This is a genomic window from Clostridium sp., from assembly GCF_051278035.1.
Taxonomy (GTDB): domain Bacteria; phylum Bacillota; class Clostridia; order Clostridiales; family Clostridiaceae; genus Clostridium_AD.
Window position 1 is genome coordinate 19067 of the sequence record NZ_JBNMNU010000017.1, and the last position, 17354, is coordinate 36420.

The 17354-nt window shown below is 31.7% G+C and carries 17 protein-coding genes; 15 read left to right on the forward strand and 2 right to left on the reverse strand.

Annotation, left to right across the window (positions count from 1 at the left end):
* Positions 1-16 precede the first annotated feature (16 nt).
* The 15 genes from ACJAX4_RS04310 (at position 17) to ACJAX4_RS04380 (ending at position 14633) form a co-directional block, all read left to right on the forward strand.
* A complete protein-coding gene (locus ACJAX4_RS04310; protein WP_435788224.1) occupies positions 17-1015 on the forward strand; it encodes a Gfo/Idh/MocA family protein in 999 nt (332 codons plus the stop codon).
* A complete protein-coding gene (gene yiaK, locus ACJAX4_RS04315; RefSeq protein WP_435788225.1) occupies positions 1009-2016 on the forward strand; it encodes a 3-dehydro-L-gulonate 2-dehydrogenase in 1008 nt (335 codons plus the stop codon). The genes ACJAX4_RS04310 and yiaK overlap by 7 nt, the downstream gene beginning before the upstream one ends.
* A gap of 59 nt (positions 2017-2075) precedes the next feature.
* Positions 2076-3104, forward strand: coding sequence for a TRAP transporter substrate-binding protein DctP (dctP, locus tag ACJAX4_RS04320; protein WP_435788226.1), 1029 nt, complete (start codon positions 2076-2078; stop codon positions 3102-3104).
* Between the two features lie 72 nt (positions 3105-3176).
* Positions 3177-3659, forward strand: coding sequence for a TRAP transporter small permease (locus ACJAX4_RS04325; RefSeq protein ID WP_435788227.1), 483 nt, complete (start codon positions 3177-3179; stop codon positions 3657-3659).
* Positions 3659-4948, forward strand: a complete 1290-nt coding sequence (locus ACJAX4_RS04330; protein ID WP_435788228.1) for a TRAP transporter large permease — start codon at positions 3659-3661, stop codon at positions 4946-4948. Before ACJAX4_RS04325 ends, ACJAX4_RS04330 begins: the two co-directional genes overlap by 1 nt.
* A 414-nt stretch (positions 4949-5362) precedes the next feature.
* Positions 5363-6376: a zinc-binding alcohol dehydrogenase family protein gene (locus ACJAX4_RS04335; protein ID WP_435788229.1), complete on the forward strand. Its 1014-nt coding sequence runs from the start codon at positions 5363-5365 to the stop codon at positions 6374-6376.
* Between the two features lie 357 nt (positions 6377-6733).
* Positions 6734-7369 carry an ABC transporter permease gene (locus ACJAX4_RS04340; RefSeq protein ID WP_435788230.1) on the forward strand — a complete coding sequence of 212 codons (636 nt, stop codon included), beginning with the start codon at positions 6734-6736 and terminating at the stop codon, positions 7367-7369.
* A gap of 61 nt (positions 7370-7430) precedes the next feature.
* Positions 7431-8333 (forward strand): glycine betaine ABC transporter substrate-binding protein, encoded by a 903-nt coding sequence (locus tag ACJAX4_RS04345; RefSeq protein ID WP_435788231.1) that lies wholly within the window; start codon positions 7431-7433, stop codon positions 8331-8333.
* Between the two features lie 22 nt (positions 8334-8355).
* Positions 8356-9126 carry an ABC transporter ATP-binding protein gene (locus tag ACJAX4_RS04350; protein WP_435788232.1) on the forward strand — a complete coding sequence of 257 codons (771 nt, stop codon included), beginning with the start codon at positions 8356-8358 and terminating at the stop codon, positions 9124-9126.
* Positions 9123-9740 (forward strand): ABC transporter permease, encoded by a 618-nt coding sequence (locus ACJAX4_RS04355; RefSeq protein WP_435788233.1) that lies wholly within the window; start codon positions 9123-9125, stop codon positions 9738-9740. Before ACJAX4_RS04350 ends, ACJAX4_RS04355 begins: the two co-directional genes overlap by 4 nt.
* Before the next feature lie 92 nt (positions 9741-9832).
* Positions 9833-10216, forward strand: a complete 384-nt coding sequence (locus ACJAX4_RS04360; RefSeq protein ID WP_435788234.1) for a DUF1523 family protein — start codon at positions 9833-9835, stop codon at positions 10214-10216.
* 275 nt (positions 10217-10491) lie between these two features.
* Positions 10492-10662, forward strand: a complete 171-nt coding sequence (locus ACJAX4_RS04365; protein WP_435788235.1) for a hypothetical protein — start codon at positions 10492-10494, stop codon at positions 10660-10662.
* Between the two features lie 50 nt (positions 10663-10712).
* A complete protein-coding gene (locus tag ACJAX4_RS04370) occupies positions 10713-11357 on the forward strand; it encodes a DsbA family oxidoreductase (protein WP_435788236.1) in 645 nt (214 codons plus the stop codon).
* Between the two features lie 180 nt (positions 11358-11537).
* Positions 11538-11684 (forward strand): hypothetical protein, encoded by a 147-nt coding sequence (locus ACJAX4_RS04375; protein ID WP_435788237.1) that lies wholly within the window; start codon positions 11538-11540, stop codon positions 11682-11684.
* Between the two features lie 762 nt (positions 11685-12446).
* Entirely contained in the window at positions 12447-14633 is a 2187-nt protein-coding gene (locus tag ACJAX4_RS04380; RefSeq protein WP_435788238.1) for a methyl-accepting chemotaxis protein, read from the forward strand.
* Between the two features lie 85 nt (positions 14634-14718).
* On the opposite strand, the gene ACJAX4_RS04385 is transcribed toward ACJAX4_RS04380, so the two are convergent.
* Complete coding sequence (locus tag ACJAX4_RS04385) at positions 14719-15609, reverse strand: glycine betaine ABC transporter substrate-binding protein (RefSeq protein ID WP_435788239.1); 891 nt, start codon at positions 15607-15609, stop codon at positions 14719-14721.
* A gap of 488 nt (positions 15610-16097) precedes the next feature.
* The gene (locus tag ACJAX4_RS04390; protein WP_435788240.1) at positions 16098-17123 is read right to left on the reverse strand and encodes an aldo/keto reductase; all 1026 of its coding nucleotides are present in this window, start codon (positions 17121-17123) and stop codon (positions 16098-16100) included.
* Positions 17124-17354: the final 231 nt, after the last annotated feature.

The following is a 17354-nucleotide window of genomic DNA, read 5'->3' on the forward strand; positions in this document are numbered from 1 at the left end:
TGGGGAGTATGAAAATATGGAACACGTAAATTGGGGAATAATAGGTTGTGGACAAGTTACTGAAGTTAAAAGTGGTCCAGGTCTATACAAGTCTAATAACTCAAGTCTTTTAGGAGTTTATAATGCTCATTATGATAAGGCTGTTGACTATATAAAGAGACATGGAATTGCAAAGGCCTATAGAACTGTAGAAGACCTTTTGGCTGATGAAGCTATAGATATAGTTTACATAGCTACTCCTCCTAAGTTTCATAAGGAGTATGCGATTCAGTGTCTTAAGGCAGGCAAGATACCTTATATTGAAAAGCCAGTGGCGATGACATATGAGGAGTGTCTTGAAATAAAAGCACTATCAGAAGAACTTAATATACCAGTATATATAGCTTTTTATAGAAGAGGACTAGAAAAGTTTCTTAAAATTAAAGAACTACTTTTAAATAAGGAAATTGGAGATATAAGGTACATTTATATAACCCAAATTATGAAGGTTGAAGACAATGAACTTGATAGAAAAAAATTACCTTGGAGAGTTATACCTGAAATATCAGGAGGAGGTAAATTCTTAGATATGGCAGTACATGTATTTGACTGCTTGACATTATACTTTGGAGAGATGGAGTCAATGAAAGGTATGGTAGAAAACAAAGGCGGATATTATGATGCCGATGATACGGTTATGGCTTCTTTTAAATTTAAAAATGGAGTTGTAGGTTCTGGTACATGGTGTTATGTGGCAGATAAGAATATTGATGAAGTTCAGATAGTTGGAGAGAATGGTAGAATTGTATATGAGGGTCTTTCAGCTAAGAGATTTACTTTAATAAAAGATGATATAGAAAGAGTATATGAGTTTGAAGAGCCTGGTCATATAGCCATGCCTTACCAACAGGCAGTAGTTAATGAACTTATAGGTAAGAAAAAGAGTTTTGCAAACTTTACAGAGGCAATAAATACCGTAGAGATGACTGAGATGCTTTTAAAAGATTATTATAGAGGGTGTGCTAAAAAATGTTAAGAATTAAATATGAAGATATGGTTAAGGAATTTGAGAGGGTACTTACTAAAAAAGGATTTAGTGCTGATATTGCAAAAAGAAGTGCAGAACTTTTCGCTAAAAATAGTTTAGATGGGGTATATTCTCATGGAATTAACAGGTTTCCAAGAGTAATTTCTTATGTAGATAAGGGATATATAAAGATAGATGCTGAGCCTACTGTAGAAGGTACTATGGGTGCATTAGAAAGATGGAATGGCAACCTTGCAATGGGTAATACTAATGCAGAAAGTGCAATGAATAGAGCTATAGAACTTGCTAAACAGCAAGGAATTGGCATTGTCGCACTTGGTAATACAAACCACTGGATGCGTGGGGGTGCTTATGGTTGGCAAGCTGCTGATGCTGGAATGATTGGTATGTGCTGGACAAACACTATGCCTAATATGCCTGCATGGGGCAGTAAGGATAGAAATATAGGTAATAATCCTTTTATTATGGCTATTCCTAGAAGTAATAAAGAGCACGTTGTTGTAGATTGTGCTATGGCCCAGTTTTCTTATGGAAAAATTGAGGAATGCAAATTCAAAGGGCAACAACTGCCTGTTGTTGGTGGTTATGATTCTGAAGGCAATGCAACTACTGACCCTCTAGAAATTGAAAAAACTTGGAGGGTGTTACCTATAGGATTCTGGAAGGGATCAGGTATATCTATTGCACTTGACCTTATCGCTGCTGTATTATCTGGAGGTAATTCAACAACAGCTATAGGTAAAAAATGTGAAGATGAATACGGATTATCTCAAATACTTATTGCTATTGACCCAACTCATATGAGTAGCAAGGAAATTACTGATAGAATTATAGATGAAGTTATTGGTGATCTTAAGTCTTCTGAGAAGGCAGATGAAAATGGTGATATATTCTATCCTGGTGAGAGGTCAATAAATACTAGAAAAGATAATTTGGCGAGTGGAATTCCGGTTGTAGAAGACATATGGAATTCTATCAAAGAAATGTAAGGAAATTTAATTCTTAAAATATTAAGAATTTTATAATAAAATTTTAGGGGGCAAACAAAATGAAAAAAACGTTATCAATTATCTTATCATCAGTTTTAGCTTTTAGTGTCGTAGGTTGCAGTGCCAATAAAACAACTGGAGACGCGGCTAAGGAAACTACAGACGCAAAAGCTATAACACTTCGAGTTGCGCACAATCAAACATCTTTAGATAATCCTTACCAATTTGGTCTTGTTAAGTTTGCAGATGTACTTAAGGAAGTATCAGGAGGAAAAATGCTAGCGGAGGTTTACCCAGGTACTTTAGGTACTAATGAAAATGAACTTGCTATGAAACTTACTACGGATTCTGTGGATATGGTGGTTGCTTCTCCAGGATTTATGGCGTCGACTGGGGTTAAAGAGTTTGATTTACTTTCATTACTTTACTTATTTGATAGTTTTAAAGATTGGGAAACTTCAATTGACGGTGAATTTGGAGACAAAATGAAAGATTTAATCACTGAAAAGACTAATAATGATTATAAAGTTGTTGGTTATTATTCATCAGGTGTAAGAAATTACTACGGTAAGAAGCCTATTACTGAACCTGCGGATGCTAAGGGTCTTAACATTAGATTACAAGGTTCTCCAGTACAACAAGAATTTTGGAAAGCAACTGGTGCTAATCCTATAACTGTTGGATGGGCAGAGTTATATCAAGCTCTTGGTACTGGGACTGCAGACGCAGCTGAAAATGACCATACTAATATGATGCTTCAAGAGCACCATAAAACAAAAAATGGTAAATATACTTCTCTAACGGCTCATGATTATACTACAAGATTAGTTCTAATGAATGGTGAAAAATTTGATAGTTATACAAAAGAGCAACAAGGATGGATACTTGAAGCTACTAAGGCATCTGTTGATGAAGAAAGAGCTGTGACTTATAAAATGGCAGATGAATCTAAAGCAAAGATAATTGCTGATGGTGGTATAGTTAATGAAGTTGATTTGCCTGCCTTTAAAAAGATTGCAATTCCAATTCAAGATGAATTTGCTAAACAGAATGGATTAGAGTCATTACTTGAGCTAGCTAGAAAATAATAATTAGCATAATAAATGGTCTAAGGTTGTCTAATTAGATAACCTTAGACTTTTCAAGAAAGGAGCATTAATGTGAAAAAAATAATAAAAAATATTCAGAAAGTGCAACTTGCAATAGGTGTTATTTGTATAAGTATATTTTTTATTGCTATAGTAGTGCAAGTGTTTTGTAGATACACAGGGGTTACGGTAACGTGGACTGGCGAGGTCAGTACGTATTCCTTTATTTGGTCTGTATTCATGGGAGCAGGTGCTATGACTTATGAGAAAAAACATTTTGCATTTGGGTCTTTAGGAGATAAATTGACTGGAAGAAAAAAAGAAATTCTTAATATATTTATATCTTTTGTAGTTATGCTATTTTCTGCAGCTATTTTATACTATGGCATTATTATTACTATGAAATTTTGGAATTACACATGGATTGATATACCTAACATTAAAATGGGTTATACATGGCTTTGTGTACCAATTCTTGGATTAACATCAATTATTTATTGTATTGACCATATTAAAGAATATTATGAAAATATTAAAGAAGGGGGAGCTAAATAGTGACACAAATATTATTAGTAATTTTATTTTTAGGACTTATATTTTTAGGAATACCTATTTCATATGTTATTGGAACGGTTGCTTTTATAGGAGTGTTATTAATACCAAATTTAAGCGGCATTGTTGTATTTATGAAGATGTTTACAGGGCTTGATTCCTTTGTACTTCTTGCAATTCCTTTATTTATACTTGCAGCTAATCTTATGAATCGAGGGTCTATTTCAAAAAGACTTATTAATTTGTGTGTTGCTTTTGTTGGACATTTAAGTGGTGGACTAGCTCATGCTAATATTTTAGTTTCTATGATATTTGCTGGGGTATCTGGATCTTCTCAAGCGGACACAGCAGGTATAGGTAAAATTATTATACCTCAAATGGAGGACAATGGATACGACAAAGGCACATCTGTAGGGGTAACTGCTGCTTCATCTACTTTGGGTAGTATTATTCCTCCTAGTATTACAATGGTTGTTTATGCAGGAATTGCAAATGTTTCAACCGGCGGACTATTTATGGTTGGTATACTTCCTGGTGTTCTCTTAGGAATTGCTATGATGGTTGTTGTATATTTTATTAGTAAAAAACGAAATTTTCCAAGGACAGAAAAAACACTATTTAAGACTATTGTTAAATTATTTATAGAAAGTTTCCCCGCACTTTTAACTCCAGTAATTATTATAGGTGGTATTATGACAGGTGCTTATACACCAACAGAGGCAGCAGCTTTTGCATGTGTGTATGCTCTTATCATAGGTATGTTTGTTTATAAGACAATAAAGATTAAGGATATCCCTGGAATTATAACGGAAACCCTTAAATTAAGTTCTTTATCTTTATTTGCATTATGCACAGCGAATGCTCTTGGAGAACTTTTAGGATATTATAATGTGTCTTCTACAGCCGCTGAGTTCTTTTTATCTATGCCGGGAGGGGTTAATACTTTCGTGCTTGTTGTTATCCTGTTTTTCTTATTTATTGGAACCTTTATGGATGCAGTACCAGCAATGATATTATTCGTACCTGTTATTCTTCCAGCAGCTCTTACTTTAGGCGTTAATCCTATTCATTTAGGAGTTATTATAATAATGACTTTGGCTTTGGGACTTATAACACCACCATATGGGTTATGTCTTCTTATAGCTGGTAGCATTTCTGACCTTAGTATAGAGGACTCTTTTAAGGGAGTGTTACCGTACTTCCTAGTTGGAGTAACTGTACTATTATTTGTAGCCTTTTTCCCAGGCATAATTATGGGGATACCAAAAATTATAAGTCCTAGTCTTTTCTAGGAGGATGTGGGGATACTTTTTTATGAAATTTATATTTTCTATTGGATTGATAGTTTGTGGGTTGTTATTGGGGCAGAGATTAAGGACAATAGTTATGAATAAAACCATAAAAGAGTCTGTTCCTGTCAGTAAATATATGGGTATCATTCAATGAATAGCGTTACTTGGAATAAACCCTATAGTTACACTTGGAGCCTTTTGGGGTATTAATATGTTTTACGTTCTTTGGAGAAATGAGCTATGCCGCCTGCATTCAATTCTCTGATTCCACCCCAGATTTATAATTTAGATGTGGACCTAGCTAATTCTTGCTGGTTGTTTTGTAATGGCTTACTTATTGTGGTTATCCCTGTACTGTACTTTTTAGTGAATTTAATATAAATAATGCAAAATTAAGAAAGGTGGACTAGTATTATGAAATCTATTTATTTAAAAACGCAAGGAGAAATAGGAATTAAGGAAGTTTTAGAGCCTATAAGAAAACAAAATGAAGCATTAATAAAAGTAAAATCGATTGGAATATGTGGTTCAGACATAGGTGCATATAGAGGAACTAACCCATTAATTAGCTACCCAAGAATCATCGGTCATGAAATAGCAGGTGAAGTGTTAGAAGTAGGAGAGAACAGTAATGATATAAAGATAGGAGATAGGGTTATTATTGATCCATATATCTATTGTGGGGATTGCTATCCATGCAGCTTAGGTAGAACAAATTGCTGTGAAGACCTAAAAGTACTAGGCGTGCATATTGATGGAGGAATGACAGAGTTATTTTCACATCCTACAGAATTATTACATAAAGTCCCAGACAATATCCCGTGGGAACAAGTTCCTGCAGCAGAACCTCTAACTATTGCAATACATGCTATTCACAGACTAAATGTAAAAGAGGGAGAACATGTGGCTATAATTGGAGCTGGTCCCATAGGTCTTTTAGCTGCTTTAGTTGCTTTAGCTTATAATGCAACTCCAATACTCATTGACATTGTTGATGAAAGATTAAAATTTGCAAATGGGATTGGTATAAAACATACTGTTAACCCTATAAAAGAGGATGCAGTAAAAATAATAAAAGAGATAACAAATGCAAGAATGGCAGAAGCAGTAATTGAAGCTTCGGGATCTAATATTGCTATAAGAAATTCAATTGATTATGTAGCTTATGCTGGTAGAGTAGCATTTACAGGATGGCCAAAAGAAGACACAATGCTTCCAACAGGACTGTTCACTAAAAAGGAAATTGATATTAGAGGATCAAGAACTAGTGCAGGTGAATTTGAAGAAGCGTTGAAATTGATATCTGATGGAACTATAGATGTAACTCCTATAATTAGTAAAGTGGTAAGTTTGGAAGATATACCAGATGCCGTAAAAGATCTATCAGAGCATCCGGAAAGATATTTAAAGATCAATGCTGTTTTATAGGAATTAATATTTTCCTTAGAAATTTTCATTTTGAGTTATTTGTGGTATATATTCATATAAATTAATCCTCCTAACCGTAATATTTATGTAATTGTCGTTACTTACATAATATCATTTTTAGGAGGATTTTTTCTGCTTATTAATGCGTTAAAACCTGAATAAGGTTTTTGAATTTATTGATTATAAGGACAGACTAGTATATTTAAATCATTGTGATTTACGAAGTCTTAGAAGTGAAGGTGGTAAGCCTACAAGAACTTGCATAATATATAGAAATAGCATTAATAAAGTTGCACATAGAGGCTATTAGAACATTATATGGAGGTAATTATACTTTTTAAAAAGGGAAGTGAATAAATGTGGCAAAACATTCTAGAATATTTCCAAAAAAATATGGATACTTATTTGCAAGCAGTAGCACAGCATTTAGAAATAAGTCTATTATCATTGGTAATAGCAATTGTTATTGGAGTTCCTTTTGGAATAGTATCTACGAAAAATAAAATTTGGTACAAATGGGTGACAACAGTATTTAATACTTTAAGAATTGTTCCAAGTTTAGCCATACTCATAATACTAATTCCAATTATGGGAACAGGGGTTAAACCAGCAGTAATAGCTTTAGTTTCACTTGGAATACCACCTATACTTATAAATTCAGCACTAGCTTTTAATACAATTCCTGAATTTATAATAGAGACTTCAGTTGCAATGGGAATGTCGAAAGCTCAAAGCTTTTGGAATGTAAAAGTACCGTTAGCCGTCCCGCTTATGCTTACAGGAATTAAAACAGCCATGGTTGAAATAATTGCTAGTGCTACATTAGCAGCCTACATTGGTGGCGGTGGCGTGGGAAATATTATTTTTACTGGCCTAGGGCTTAATAGGGCAGATTTGTTGTTTATAGGGGGTAGTACAGTAGCAATAATTTCTATACTTGCAAATGTACTTATGTCTGGTGTAGATAAATACCTACTTAAGTACAAATATTAATTGATTATTTATAATGAATATCTTAAAAATATAAAATAGAAATATGGGTGGGATGAAAATTATGAAAAAAAATATTAAAAGAATCTTGTCAACATTATTAATTCCAATTATAGCATTGGGTGTAACTGCTTGTGCTAAAAAAGCTGATGGAGGTGCTGATAAGGGCACTATTCGTATAGGCTCAAAGAATTTTACGGAAAATTTAGTAGTAGGTGAGATTTATTCATTAGCACTTGAGAATGCTGGATACAAGGTAGAGAGAGTGCCTAACATTGCTAGTTCGGTTATACATACATCACTGGTTAATGATGAAATTGATTTGTATCCTGAGTATACAGGTACTGGATTATTATCAATTTTAAAATTGAAGTTAAATACAGATCCACAAGAGGTTTACAATACAGTTAAATCAGAGTATGAAAAACAATTTAAGTTAGTGTGGCTTGATTATTCATCAGCAAATGATGGGCAAGGATTAGTAATTCGCACAGAAATAGCTAATAAACTCAAAATAAAGACTATTTCTGATCTGCAAGTTAATGCAAATGAAATTAGATTTGCATCACAAGGTGAATTTGATCAGAGAGAAGATGGTATCCTAGCACTTGAGAAGGTTTATGGCAAATTCAACTTTAAATCTTCAAAAATATACGACAATGGTTTGAAATATCAAGTATTATCAAATGATGAGGCGGATGTTGCACCAGCATATACTACAGAGGGGCAATTGGTAAAAAAAGAATTTATTCTACTCGAAGATGACAAAAAAGTATGGCCTCCATATAATTTGGCACCAGTAGTAAAGCAGTCAATATTAGAAGCGAATCCTGATATTTCTGATGTTTTAAATAAAATTAGTGCTAGCCTAGATACAGCAAAAATCACAGAGTTAAATGCATCAGTTGACGTAGACAAGAAAGAATATGAAGAAGTAGCAAAAGGGTATTTTGACTCAATAAAATAGTAAGTATAAGGAGAAAATCATAATGAGTACAGCAATAGAATTTAAAGATGTTTGCATGCAATTTAAGGGTACCGGATACAATGCAGTTGATCATGTAAGTCTGTCCATCGAACATGGCGAACTCATTACGATTCTGGGTTCTTCAGGATGTGGAAAGACAACGCTGCTTAAGATGATTAATCGTTTGTACAAACCTTGCGAGGGAAGAATTGAATTCTTTGGCGAGGATATTGCAAGTACAGACCCTGTGCAGTTTCGTAGAAAAATAGGATATGTAATACAACAGGTTGGATTATTTCCACATATGACAATAGCAGGTAATATTGCAACAGTTCCGAAGATACTTAAATGGTCTAAGGAGGATATAGATGCTAGAGTAGATGAATTACTTGAACTTGTGGGATTAGATCCAAGTGAGTTTAGGAATAGATATCCATCAAAGTTATCAGGTGGACAACAACAGCGTGTAGGACTTGCTAGGGCCCTAGCAGTTAATCCTGATGTAATGTTACTTGATGAGCCATTTGGTGCTATTGATGCAATAAATAGAATAAATCTTCAAGATGAGTTATTAAAAATTTATAGGTCCTCAAAGAAAACATTCTTATTTGTAACTCATGATATAAATGAAGCATTTAAACTTGGAAGTAGAGTATTAATAATGAATAAGGGAAAGATACAGCAATTTGATACGCCCCAAAATATTGTGACTAGTCCTTATAATGATTTTGTAGAATCGTTAATTAATTCGGCGAGAGGCCAGGAACTGTTTTTTGGAGGATTAGAATTATGATAGATTATTTATTAAGGTATCCAGATAAACTATTAAAGGCGTTCACTGAACATATGGAAATTGTAGTAATTTCATTAGTAATTTCAATAGCATTTACAGCTATATTAACAATTATTGCTAGTTATTCAAAAACAATATCTAAATTGCTTTTGAATATTTTTGCAGTGGTATATTCAATACCTAGCTTAGCATTATTTGCAATTTTAGTACCGCTAACAGGATTAGGCAAAGGTACAGCAATCATTGTGTTAGTGTTTTATAATCAGTATTTATTATTAAGAAATATTCTAGATGGTTTTAATAATGTAGAACCATCAATAATAGAAGCTGCTACTGGCATGGGCATGAGTAAAAGCCAAATTATATTTAAAGTTAGATTGCCACTTTCAGCTAAACCTATATTTGCAGGAATTCACCTTGCGGTAGTTTCTTCAATAGGAATTGCTACAATTGCAGCATCAATTAATGCTGGGGGAATTGGTAGGATTTTGTTAGATGGACTTAGAACATTAAATACAGCTAAAATACTATGGGGAACCTTAATGTCGGCAGGTTTAGCCATATTAGCTAATGAATTATTTAACATAATTGAAAAAAAGATTGGTTGCAAATAGGAATAGAAAAATTTTATTTATATTATATTCTAATATTTTAAAAAAAGAATAATCATTAAAGTAATGGTATTAATTTAAATAAAGGAGATATTATGATTGGGAATATTCACTACCAATTTAGAAGAATTAATTTTCTTGAATCTAAAATCAAAATAATAATTATTATATTTACTATGGTAATAGGTTTGATTTTAGTCTTTCCTCATTTCGTCAGAAGTACAACTATAGTAACTATTACAAATAAACGAGTAATAAAACATGATAATGGCGATACTTATTTAATTTATGCACAAACAGAAAATGGTAATATAAAGATATTTAACAATACTAACAGTTTATTAGAATTTAAAATCCATTCTGAAGATTTGTATTGGGGACTTATAATTAATAGAAAATACGAGGTTAAAGCATATGGACTCAGTATACCTTTATTATCATATTATCAAAACATTAAAAGTATTAAAGGTGCAAAATAGGTGAAAATAGTGTATATTAAACTATGCACGTGAATATACGCATAACTTTTCTTCGTTTAGTATTAGTCTTAGAAAACTCCAAGTTAGATATATCAAATATTATATCGGAAGGACCACTTATAGTTTTATTAAGATTCCACTCAAAGGAATGTTTCTGGGGTATAATAGATTAGTGAAATATAAATCATACCTTGCAATTATTAATTCACTATATTAATTTAGAATATAGGTGTTTTTACAGGGATAAAAAAATAACAATAAAGAAGGTAAAAAACATGAAAAATGATATAAACAAAAACATGGAAAAAATGAAAAAAGTAATTGAAGAAAGAAAAGCAAAATCTTCATCACAAAAAAACTCAAAGAGGGCATCAACATATGGGTCGCAAAGCTCATCATCAGGTAATGGTGGAGGTTTAGTTGGTAAAAATAACAGGGGACAGTAATTCCTAAATATTATTTTAATATATATCTTATTTTACGAGGAGGAATAGTAATGCAAATAGAAGTGTGGTCCGATTTTGTGTGTCCTTTTTGTTACATAGGTAAAAGGAGATTAGAAATTGCTTTAGAAAAATTTGAACATAAAGATGAAGTTGAATTAGTTTTTAAAAGCTTTGAGCTTGACTCGTCATCTAAAAAGAAATCTGATGAAAATATTCATGAGATTATAGCAAAAAAATATGGAATACCAGTAGAACAAGCGAAAGCGTCAAATAATCAAATAGTGGATCAAGCTAAAGCTGTAGGACTTGACTTTAACTTTGATGATTTAATCCGAACAAACACCTTTGATGCTCACAGAGTAGCACATTATGCAAAATCAGAAGGTAAGATGAATGAGTTAGCAGAAAGAATTTTTAAGGCATATTTTGTAGATTCATTAAATATATCTGATCATAAAGTACTGGCTAGTCTTGCTTATGAAATCGGTCTTAGTAGCGATAAAGCACTAAGTGTTTTGGAATCAGATCAGTATGGTGAAGAAGTAAGAAAAGATGAAGAAACTGCTTCAAAACTCAAAATTAGTGGTGTTCCTTACTTTATTATTAATAATAAACATGTAGTATCTGGTGCGCAACCACCTGGAATTTTTTTAGAGGCACTTGAGAAAGCAAGAGAAGAAGAATATAGGTTGTAGTTATTAAAATAAATATAAGTGTTTAATAGGCACTTTAGATAAATAGCAACAAAAACTTTTTTGGTTTGTTTACTCAAAGGTTTGTTTTTGGTATATAATTAATTATTGATTTATAAGATGTCAGTTAAATAATCTTTTAGAATTTGAAAAAAATAAAAAATAAAAAAAGTAGGTAAAAAAATGAAAAATGATTCAAAAGAAAGTATGGAAATGATGAAAAAAATTATTGAAGAAAGAAAATCTAAATCTTCACAGCAAAAGAACACTAAAAGACCAGCAATTTACGGAACACAAAGTTCATCATCTCACATTTACAAAAAGGTATAGAAAATTTGTTCGAATATTATCAACTTAATTTGAACAAAAATTAAAATAAAAAATATCCTACATCTATTCCTATGATGTAGGATATTTTTTGTTTGACTATTAAGATTTTTTTGTAAGATAAATCATTACTATAACCAATATTAGAAATTATTTACCGCTTACAAATAAAGATATTATATATCCTAATATAAAAATAGGAAAGTAGGATAAAATTGATACTTTAAAAAATATTAAAAATGTATTTCCAAATTGTCTTGAATATTTTATATTGAAAATTGAACAACAAATGAAAGGAAATATACTGAAAATTAAAGCACATGAAAGGCGTAATAACCATATATTTTGAGTGTAATAAGATATAAAATACATGGCAATAGCACTAATAGTTATAGATATGCACAAAGATATAATCAGTATAATACAAAATAATATATTTTTTTTATAAGCTTTAAAAAGATCTTTAATTTTAATCACCTGCTTTATTATATTATCTATGTTACAAGTTATATAAATATATCTTTAATTATATCACATAAGTAGTAAAATAGTTCCGATATGATTAATACGGAGTGGTCCAGGGGCCTTTTTAACTCCACTTCAGGAAAAACTTGAAGATAATTACCTATATTTGTTGAGAATAGAATAAAATAGTAATAAAACGTAAAATAATGCAATATTATGTGATTACAAAGTATGGATTTTATGTTAGTATAAATATATAAATATGTCAATTGTTAATCTCATAAAATCAAGGGGGGCATCATGGTATTTAAATATTGGAATTTCAGAAAAAAAAGTAAAGGTAAAAGGAACAAAGATTCAAAAGCAATAAAAGTAATAAATGCAATTAAAAGTAAAGGTATTAATAGGATATCTAACAATCAAGAAAATGGAAGTAATAATAAAAAAGGTATGTCTATTAAAAGAAAGATACCACTTCTTATTGGAGTATTAATAATTGTAAGTATGGTTTTAACTTCTATTTTTACATATACAAAGGCATCAAGTATAATATTTAATCAAAGTAAAGCTGAAATGATGTCAGTTAATAAAAGAGCAATAGAAACTATTTCTGTTATGATAGAAAAGAAGCAAGCGGAGCTGCAGGCTATAAGTAATTCTGAACAAATAACGGAAATTGTTAAATTAAAGGATAAATCTGATGAAGATTCGCTTAAACAATATAATAAGGTAGTAAAAGAAAATAATGATAAATTTGCTACGTATCTTTCTAATGATGTTGAAAGAATTTCTTTGGTTGATTTAAATGGAATAATAATATCAGATAGTGATAATTCTTCTGTAGGAAAAAATGTAGCTAATAAAAGTTACCATTCTCTTAGCGCAAATGGTGGACTTGCTATAAGTGAAACTTTAAAATCTGACATAACAGGAAATTCAGTTGTAGTATTTACAAGCCCAATAATTGATGATACTAGTAAAACAGTTGGGTATATAGCGGTTCATGTATATGCGGGGAGTTTTTCAACTTATTTGGAAGATATAGGTGTTTCAAATAGTAAATCAAGTTATGCATATTTAGTTGATGAGAAAGGTATAATGATTTATCATAAAAATAAAAATAAAATAGGAAAAGAAGTTGAAAATGCATCTATAAAAGGTGTTGTTGCAAATATTAAAAGTGGAGAAAAATCTATACCAGATTCAACCGAGTATAATTATAAGGGAGCTCAAAAGTTAGCATCTTATGGATTTGTTCCAATTACAAACTGGACATTGGTTATTACTGGAGACATGAGTGAAATTAGACAACCAGTGGATTCAATGACACAAATAATTTTAATAATAGCTTCACTTGTAGGTTTATTTTCAATAATAATTGGTATAATTGTATCAAATATTATAGTGGATCCTTTAATAAAAGTAACTTTACTTGTGGATAAAACTTCTAAATTGGATTTAAGTGATGATGTGGGTACTGATAATTTAATTAAAAGGAATGATGAGGTTGGAACTATATTTAGAGGTATAGTTAATATGAGAAAAACATTAAAAGATGTTGTAAAAGATTTAATAGACGCTTCCGAAAATATAAATAGCAATGCTCATATTGTTGAGAATCTTACGGATATATTAAAAGTAAAATCAGAAGAAAGCTCTTATGATACGGAAAGTTTATCAGCTGGAATGGAAGAGACAGCAGCTACAGCACAGGAAATCTCTGCGTCTTCAGGCGAGATGAAAAATATGGTTAATAGTATAGTTGAGAAAGCTTCTGAGGGGGCCAATATAGCTCAGAGCATTGTTAAAAAAGCAATTGGAATTAATGTTAGTACCGAGGGGACTAAGAGTGAAACTGATAAAGTTTATAATAATATAAAAAAAGAGTTGGAAGTAGCAATAGTGGGTTCAAAAGCGGTGGAGGAAATACATAGCCTTGCATCTTCAATACTTCATATAACTAGTCAAACTAATTTACTAGCACTAAATGCTGCTATAGAAGCTGCTAGGGCAGGAGAAGCAGGAAAAGGTTTTGCAGTAGTAGCAGATGAGGTTAGAAAACTGGCAGAGCAATCTGGAGCTACAGCAGCTGATATTCAAAATGTAGTTAAAAATGTAAATACTTCTGTAAAAAATCTAGCTTCTAGTTCTACTAAAATGTTAGGTTTTATGGATGAAGAAGTTTCACTTAATTATCAAACAATTATTGGTACGGGAAAAGAATATATGGGTGATGCAGAGAATTTCAATAAATTTATGAAGGAATTTGATGAAACAGCGCAGCATTTAAATACATCAATAAATGGAATCACAATTGCAATAGAACAAGTAACCGGTACTGTTAGTGAAGGTGCAGAAGGTGTCTTTAGCATATCGGATAAAAGCATAGAAATAGTAAATAAGATGGAAGAAATAAAAAATACTACTAGCGGTAACAAGGTTAGTGCGGAAAAATTAAAAGATATAACATCAAAATTTAAAATATAAATTTATTGTACGACCCCGTAGTAATATTAAATAATAGAAACCTCTGTATAGCAGGTGCTATACAGAGGTTTCTATTATTTATAATCTATCTAGCTAAATCTTCTATAGAATCAATATCCATATACTTAGGAACAACTAAACCCACTCTAGCTCCTTCTAGGTTTGCTCCTAAATCTTCAACTTTATCTTTGTAGTCTGCATAGTATTTAGCGTGTGTTCCTGGTAACCAAGCTGCAACAATAGCATCTACATCTCCAGTAGCTACTGCAGACCACATTGGTCCTGCATCTACTTGTACGAGAGTAACTTTGTAACCCATATCTTCTAACACTGATCCAATTACGTTAGTAGATGCAATTGCACTATCCCAAGCAACATAAGCAAGTCTAATTTCATCGCCATCTACTTTTTTTGCCCCTTCTTTCCACTTACTAACTTTATCTGCATTGTCAGTAATCCATTGTCTTGTAACTTTCTTTATGTCTCCGCCAGCGTTAATATCAAGCATAACAGATTCAGAATTTTCTGTAGTCCAATAAAATTTATCCAATATTTTATAAGCATTAGGCATTTTTTCTTTTAAGTTTTTGCGTACAACTGTACTTGTGTGTTCAACGCCACCGAAAAGTCTCTTAGGGTCGTCTAAGTATTTCAAGTCATATTTAGAAAACATCCAGTGAGGAGACCAACCAGTAACTATTATTGGTTCTTCATTTTCATAGGCATCTGCTAGTGCTTGTGTCATAGCAGCGCCTGAGCTAGCTTGAACAGTATAATTTGTGTTATATTCTTTAACAGCTTGCTCTGCAAATTCCATTTCGCCTGAACCAGCATCTATGCCTGTAATTTTCCAACCCATTTGCTCACCAATAGATTTCTCAGAATTTTTACTACTACTACTGCTACAGCCTGCAAAAGTTAGAATTGCTAGACTAAGAGCTATTACACCTAGTTTCTTATAATTGTTTTTTATCATAAATTTATTCCTCCTTAGATTATATATCTTAGATATCTTAATTTGCTATGAATTCCAACAAAATAAGATACGTAATAACATCTTTTTAGTATCTCATATATGTATGTGATCTATGTATTTATTGTAAACATATTACTTTAATTTATAGTATAAGTAATAGTATAACAAATTTAGCTAAAAGATTCAAATTTTAGACTAATATCGACCTCAGGAAATCCGTACTTTTACTTCAGATAACTTCATATACCTGCATTTAACTAAATATTTAGAATGTTTTTACTTTCTATCTTCATATCAAAGTGTACCCAGTGAGTAATCTATGAAGTAGGCTTTCTGTATTTTACTTAAATAATGGATATTTATATACTAGGGGGAGTTCACTTTGTGAACTCCCCCTAGTATATAAATATTTAATTTTGTAATAAGTAAAGAATAATATTTTTTATAAAATATCCTAATACCTCCTATTTATAAAAGAAGGGCTTTGATTAAGCATTTTTATGTTTAGTATAGAACTCATTGTAGTTTTTCAATTCTTTTTTTAAAAGACTTGGAGTATCGAGCTTATAAGGACAGTGATTTTTACAATGTCCACAATCAATGCAATTATTTATGAGTTCCATCTTTTCTTTAAAACTATCCTCTAAGAATTCTTGATAAGGAGCTCTTTTAAGAAGAAGTGACATTCGTGCAGATGTAGGAATTTCAATTCCAACTGGACATGGAAGACAATAACCACAAGCACGACAAAAATCTCCAGAAAGTTCAGTGCGATCCTTGTTAATGATAGCCCACATTGATTCGTTAAGTAGTGGTGGATTTTTCTCTAAAGAAATAAATTCATCTAACTCAGTTTCTCTTTGTATTCCCCATATTGGTACAACATTATTAAATTGCCTTAGAAATGAAAAGGCTGAGGCAGCATTAGTTATTAAACCACCAGAAAGAGCCTTCATTGCGATTAGTCCCACATTTCTTTTTTTACATTCTTCAATTAATAATAAATCAGTGTCAGCAGATAAAGAACTTAAGGGAAATTGTACAGTGTCATACAGTCCCGAAGCGGTGGCATCCATTGCATTTTTTATTTTATGGTTAGTAATTCCTATAAAACGAACAAGTCCTTTTTTCTTAGCTTCTAAAAGGCCGGCATAGAGACCTTCTGGATCTTCAGGGTCAGGAAGAATATCAGGGTTATGTAACTGAAGAATATCTATATAATCTGTTTTTAAATTGCTAAGACTTATCTGCAAATGCTCAAGTAAAGTTTTCCTGTCCGTGGCATGGCTTTTTGTTGCAATTATGATCTCAGTTCTCACATCTGAAAGAGAATACCCTATTTTTTCTTCACTATCAGAATATGCTCTTGCTGTATCAAAGAAGTTTATTCCATTGTCATAAGCCTTTCTTAGAATATTTTTAGCCTCTTCAAAAGAAACTCTCTGCACAGGTAATGCACCAAAACCACTTCTTGTTACCATCAAATTTGTTCTTCCTAGCTTTATCTTATCCATTTATAAACCTCCATATATTTTATGATAGTGTAAACACTATCTTTGTTTTTATATATCTAAATCCTTGCTATTGCAAGGGGTTTAGCTGTTTTTAACTCAAAAAAGCAATGACCCCCTCTATCTGATAGAGCTCTCACGGAAACTCTTTAGAGCCTGTGATTACTCGTTTGTAGTATCATTAATTTTTGTTAATTCCCCCATTTTTTTTGAATAAAACGCTTGACAAGTCTG